The sequence below is a fragment of the Hydrocoleum sp. CS-953 genome, from assembly GCF_002260545.1.
Taxonomy (GTDB): Bacteria; Cyanobacteriota; Cyanobacteriia; order Cyanobacteriales; family Microcoleaceae; genus Trichodesmium.
The window spans coordinates 1-4923 of sequence record NZ_LGSU01000834.1; the positions used below are offsets into that span (position 1 = coordinate 1).

A 4923-nucleotide genomic window follows, 5' to 3' on the forward strand; every position below is an offset into this window, starting at 1 on the left:
ATCGTAATATAAAATTAATCACAATCAATCAAGATATCTTTAACAATGTAAATAAGAACTTAGATAATTTTGAAAATGAGATAAATTTGATTAAAACAAATGATGAAAAAAAACAGAAAGATATTTTGGAGGAAATATCTAGGATCAAGGGAGAAGTAGAAGTCTTCAAAAAAAATTTTAATGGTTCTATTTTAGCAGCCGTATTAAAACTATCAGTTTTGTTCGATGATTTAGATAATAAAAATAGGATTGATTTATATGAAAATTTATTGATTGATTCACTATGTCAATCAAGCCGTTATCAATTATTTTGCTCAGAAGACCAACAAAACCCTATATCTCGATTCAACTGGATTAAAAGACAGAAATGGGAAGAATTTGAAAACGAATTGCAATATATAGTTCTACTCTCAAATTTACAGGCTGTTCCAGCACAAAAAGAGAGGATAACAAAGCAGCTAAACTTAGTAAAGCAACATATAGATATAGCAAAAGATAAATTAATTTTCTACAATTCTCTAGACTTTACCACGGGTTTGTTTGCTTGGCCACTAGCATTAGTTAGTGGAATACTTTTTGTTTTTCTAAGTAAAGATGGATTTCAAGAAATATTTGAGAAAAAAACTTCTGGTGCTCAACGTCCTGCAACTTTATTTATAGTTAATAGCTTTTGGTTGATTTTGGTTACTCAAGTTCCTCTTTTATTTCAGTTCAATCTGAGTCATAAATATCATCTGGTAACACTTATTAAAGCTGTAAAGATTGAAAATATAATTCTAAGCTACATTGCAACTAATGGCTATTCAGATAAGACTTTCATCAACAAAAACAGTCAAGATAAAGCAGCAAATCCAACTGAAAAAAATAGCATCTTCATTATTGAAATAGATCAAAAATTACTTGAATTAATTTCAAGATTTGACCCCGGAATTAACTCTGGACTTTTACCTGACACAAGTCAATACCTTTTACGGTTTGGTATCGAGAGGCAAGACTCAATACCCTCTGAACAAGAGCAAATACAAGAGACTCAAGAACCTTCTTCTTCAGACAGTCAAACAGGTGGCGATCAGAAAGAAGGCCCGAGGCAAGACTCAATACCCTCTAAACAAGAGCAAATACAAGAGACTCAAGAACCTTCTTCTTCAGACTTTCAATCAGGTGGCGATTAGAAAGAAGGCTTACGGAACCAAGCCAATTAGGGTTTGCTGAAAAAGTCTTATGGGTAAGGGTAGGAGTCAGGAGTCAGGAGTCAGGAGAAATGGAGAATGAGCGAGGAAGCACGAGGAAGAATCAGCCCTTGATTTTTTTGCCTTATGCAGCCTAAAATCCTAACTTTTTCAACTTTTTAGACTGAAAACCTTGCACTTTTTCAGGAGTTCNCAGGAGTCAGGAGAAATGGAGAATGAGCGAGGAAGCACGAGGAAGAATCAGCCCTTGATTTTTTTGCCTTATGCAGCCTAAAATCCTAACTTTTTCAACTTTTTAGACTGAAAACCTTGCACTTTTTCAGGAGTTCAAAAGGCTACAACCTTTATCTGTCGATGCTTTTATATTTATTCAGCAGAGCAATAATTAATTGTTAGTACACAAATATTTGGTAACTTTACATTGTGGTCCTGAGCAATTGGCATCTTTTTCTGCACTACCTAAAGAGATGCCAGAACCAAAATAATATTTTGAATTATCAACAACTAGGACTAGACAGCTATTTCTAACCCATCTCGTCTTACAATCATCTTGAGCACAATTTCTTCTGGCTTCTTGTACAGCGCTCTCTCTTGAAGCCTGATTATTTGAAATGCCGTTTCTTCCTGTTTCTGGTGAATAAGATATCGCACCATATCCTGCCCAGGCTTTTTCTTGATGGGAAACAACAACTGAAGTTCCAATTATAAAAGCCATCAAGGAGTATTTGATTAGTTTTGTTGGTTTGAGCAGCATATTCATATTTAACCTCCTAAATTTACTCTTATTATTTCTATCTCAACCTTGAATATAAATTCTGGTTAGAACTGAAAGTTTTCTTTATTAATAAGTAAGTAGACGAGAATAAACCTAACTATTTAAGATTCAGGAATCATCAATCTTAAGATTGCTTCCTTCCAGTACGTTCAGACATAGTAAAATTTAATTACGCCTGGCTAGTTATACAAAACTGTTTAAATATTGGTCGATTCAGCCAAACTTCTATGACTTAATAAAGCAGAGGTAATAATGGGCGACCTTTATGATTGAGTATTTATTAACACCTCAGAGAAAACTGTTCTTAATTATCAATATATCGTATCAGGATTAGAGAATGTGGAGAACTTTAGGCAGTTAAAAAAATTTTTTTCTAATTTAAGCAAAACATTAGTCAAAAACAAGATTTAATCAGACTTGTATGTATTTTTTTCCATCCATAACTCCTACCTAACTTCCTGAAAATCCTGAAAAATTTCCTATCTTTAGTTTCAAGCTTTTCCAGCAGATAAGCAGTATTAAGAGAATGAAAATATAACCCAAGATTAAAGTAGCGTATTGGCTTAAGATTCGATATGTTCGGTGGGTTCGGCGGATTCTAGGTGATAACTGTCTAACGCCGCCCCTGAGCTGACACACTTTAAATAGCAATAGTAGGGACGGGTTCCACCTTAAATTAACGAGTTTAAGCATCAGATTAAATAAACCCGCCCGAAAATCTAACACACAAAATTAGATGTTTCCGTCTACCACAAGTTTTTTACAATAATCCATTCAAGATATCTTGAAAAAGAAATGGGGAGGTGAAGGTAAAATGACTTTCAAAAATCAAACTTAATAGCGATCGCTCAACATAGGCTCTACTAATTGAATTAGATTTTTAGATTGTTTATTCAAATCAAAGCAACCTAATTTGCTCAAAGATTATGACAAATTATTTCACGAGCTTGCGTTATTTCAGAGATTTGGTATCATATCCTGTACATAAGGTATTGTGCCAATGTTGTATGTAAATCTAAAAAAGACTCCTATCCAGAAGGCTATAACCTTGTATTCACGTTAATCTCATCTCAAATTTGCCAATTTTCAGAATAATTAGACAACCTCAAAAAAACAAAATTCAGACAGCTATAGATACTTAAGTAATTCTAGCCATTGACAAAATAGTACATAGATGTAACTAAGAAGCTAATCTGATATTGAATTTAGTAGAGCCTGTTTAAACTGAGCTGAACTCTTAAAGTAAATCTCAGGTGTATCAGTTAATCCTAAATCAATAACCTCTGCTAAATTTTTTGGAATAGAAACATCTCTTTCTCGAATAGGTACAGCATTTGTTTGTAAAACCACTAAAAATGGGTCTCTCTCCAAAAAATCACGAGGGTATGCTCCTGTTAACATATAGTAGAGAGTCGCTGCCATTGCCCAAACATCCATTTCAGGTTTCATATAGTTAAAACTAATCACCTGTTGACGGGGAACAAAAACAGGTAATCCTAAAGTTAGACCGCTCATAGTTTGACCACTCAAACCAGCTATATCAAAAGCTTTTGCCAAGCCATAATTAGCCATTTTTGCCACAGAAGCACCTCTGACATTACCCAACACAATATTATGTGGTTTTAAATCCCTGTGAACTAAACCTCGTCCCTGACTAAAATTACTATCAGCTTCTTTCAGATAAGGAACTTCAACATTATGAGCATATTCTAGACCATCTAACACCTGAAGAATAATTTGTAGAGCCTGTTCAACTGATAATTTACCTCCCTCTCGCTGCATTAAATCCACTACAGTACNCCTCTGACATTACCCAACACAATATTATGTGGTTTTAAATCCCTGTGAACTAAACCTCGTCCCTGACTAAAATTACTATCAGCTTCTTTCAGATAAGGAACTTCAACATTATGAGCATATTCTAGACCATCTAACACCTGAAGAATAATTTGTAGAGCCTGTTCAACTGATAATTTACCTCCCTCTCGCTGCATTAAATCCACTACAGTACCGCCATGACAATATTCCAAAGTAAGGAAAAAAGTACCATTAAAATAACTATAATCTTGAAATTTAACTATATGAGGATGATCTAAAGCTTTAGTATTTTCTACCTCCTGAAGAAACATTTCTCTAGCACGTTGACTAACCCTTACTTGAGGCAGCATTATTTTCAGCACTAATAACTCCCCAGTATCCTCATTTAAAATTAAATAATCTTGACTACATTCTCCACTGCTAAGTTGTTTAATAATAGTATATTCCTCTAAAGCTTTGAGATTCGGCTCTCCTTCATTAGCTATTTGTTGCAGATTTTTGACAATTTCTTGTTGGTTAAATTGAGCAGTTGTGGCACCATCAGAAACTTTTGATTCAGCAATAGTCTCATCATCATCCTCAGTACCTAAGTCGTTGAGAAAATCACTTCTATCACCTTCTCTAGTGCCTAAGATACTAACTTTTATCACAGTAGGACCAATTTGAATTTCATCACCCTCACTTAAGTCATATTCTGGAAAATTTAGATGGGCAGCTTGCAGGGGGGTTTGATTTGCTGGACGCTGCCCGATTTTTTGGCCATTGATATAAGTACCATTTTTACTACCAAAGTCACGCACACGGATGTCAGGAGGATTAATATCCAATAAACAGTGGTATCGGGAAATAGTGCGATGAGCTTGATCGTTAGGTAGTTGAGGGTAACAGTCATGGGAACGACCAATAACACAGGTAGTACGTTCTTCAAAGATGAACTGCTGACCTTTGATAGTGCCTTCGGTAATTGTGAGGATAATTTTTGCTGACATCTTTCATTAATTGATAATGGATAATGAATAATGGATAATAGACCTCTCCAGAAAATAAACTTGCTCTTTATTTAAGATCAGCTAGATTTGTAAAATTCACTTTCCTAAATCATTTTTCGTATCTTTTTCGTAAGAATAAATTCCCTGTTCC

The 4923-nt window shown here is 34.5% G+C and carries 3 protein-coding genes and 1 pseudogene; 1 reads left to right on the forward strand and 3 read right to left on the reverse strand.

Going from position 1 to position 4923, the window contains the following annotated elements:
- A partial coding sequence (locus AFK68_RS36580; RefSeq protein WP_168186403.1) for a hypothetical protein occupies positions 1–1172 on the forward strand: 1172 nt, incomplete at its 5' end.
- 403 nt (positions 1173–1575) lie between these two features.
- On the opposite strand, the gene AFK68_RS10620 is transcribed toward AFK68_RS36580, so the two are convergent.
- From AFK68_RS10620 to AFK68_RS44775, 3 genes and pseudogenes are all read right to left on the reverse strand, one after another.
- On the reverse strand, positions 1576–1950 hold the full coding sequence (locus tag AFK68_RS10620; RefSeq protein WP_094672675.1) for a DUF4189 domain-containing protein: 375 nt from the start codon (positions 1948–1950) through the stop codon (positions 1576–1578).
- A gap of 1203 nt (positions 1951–3153) precedes the next feature.
- On the reverse strand, positions 3154–3747 hold the full coding sequence (locus AFK68_RS10625) for a protein kinase (protein WP_094672677.1): 594 nt from the start codon (positions 3745–3747) through the stop codon (positions 3154–3156).
- An 18-nt stretch (positions 3748–3765) separates the two neighbouring features.
- Positions 3766–4772: pseudogene (locus AFK68_RS44775) on the reverse strand (FHA domain-containing protein); the annotation flags it as partial.
- Positions 4773–4923 lie beyond the last annotated feature (151 nt).

What these genes read in the sequence shown, in the direction of transcription:
- AFK68_RS10625 (WP_094672677.1), bottom strand. Translation starts at nt 3,747, where the DNA reads ATGCAGCGAGAGGGAGGTAAATTATCAGTTGAACAGGCTCTACAAATT.
- AFK68_RS10620 (WP_094672675.1), bottom strand. Translation starts at nt 1,950, where the DNA reads ATGAATATGCTGCTCAAACCAACAAAACTAATCAAATACTCCTTGATG.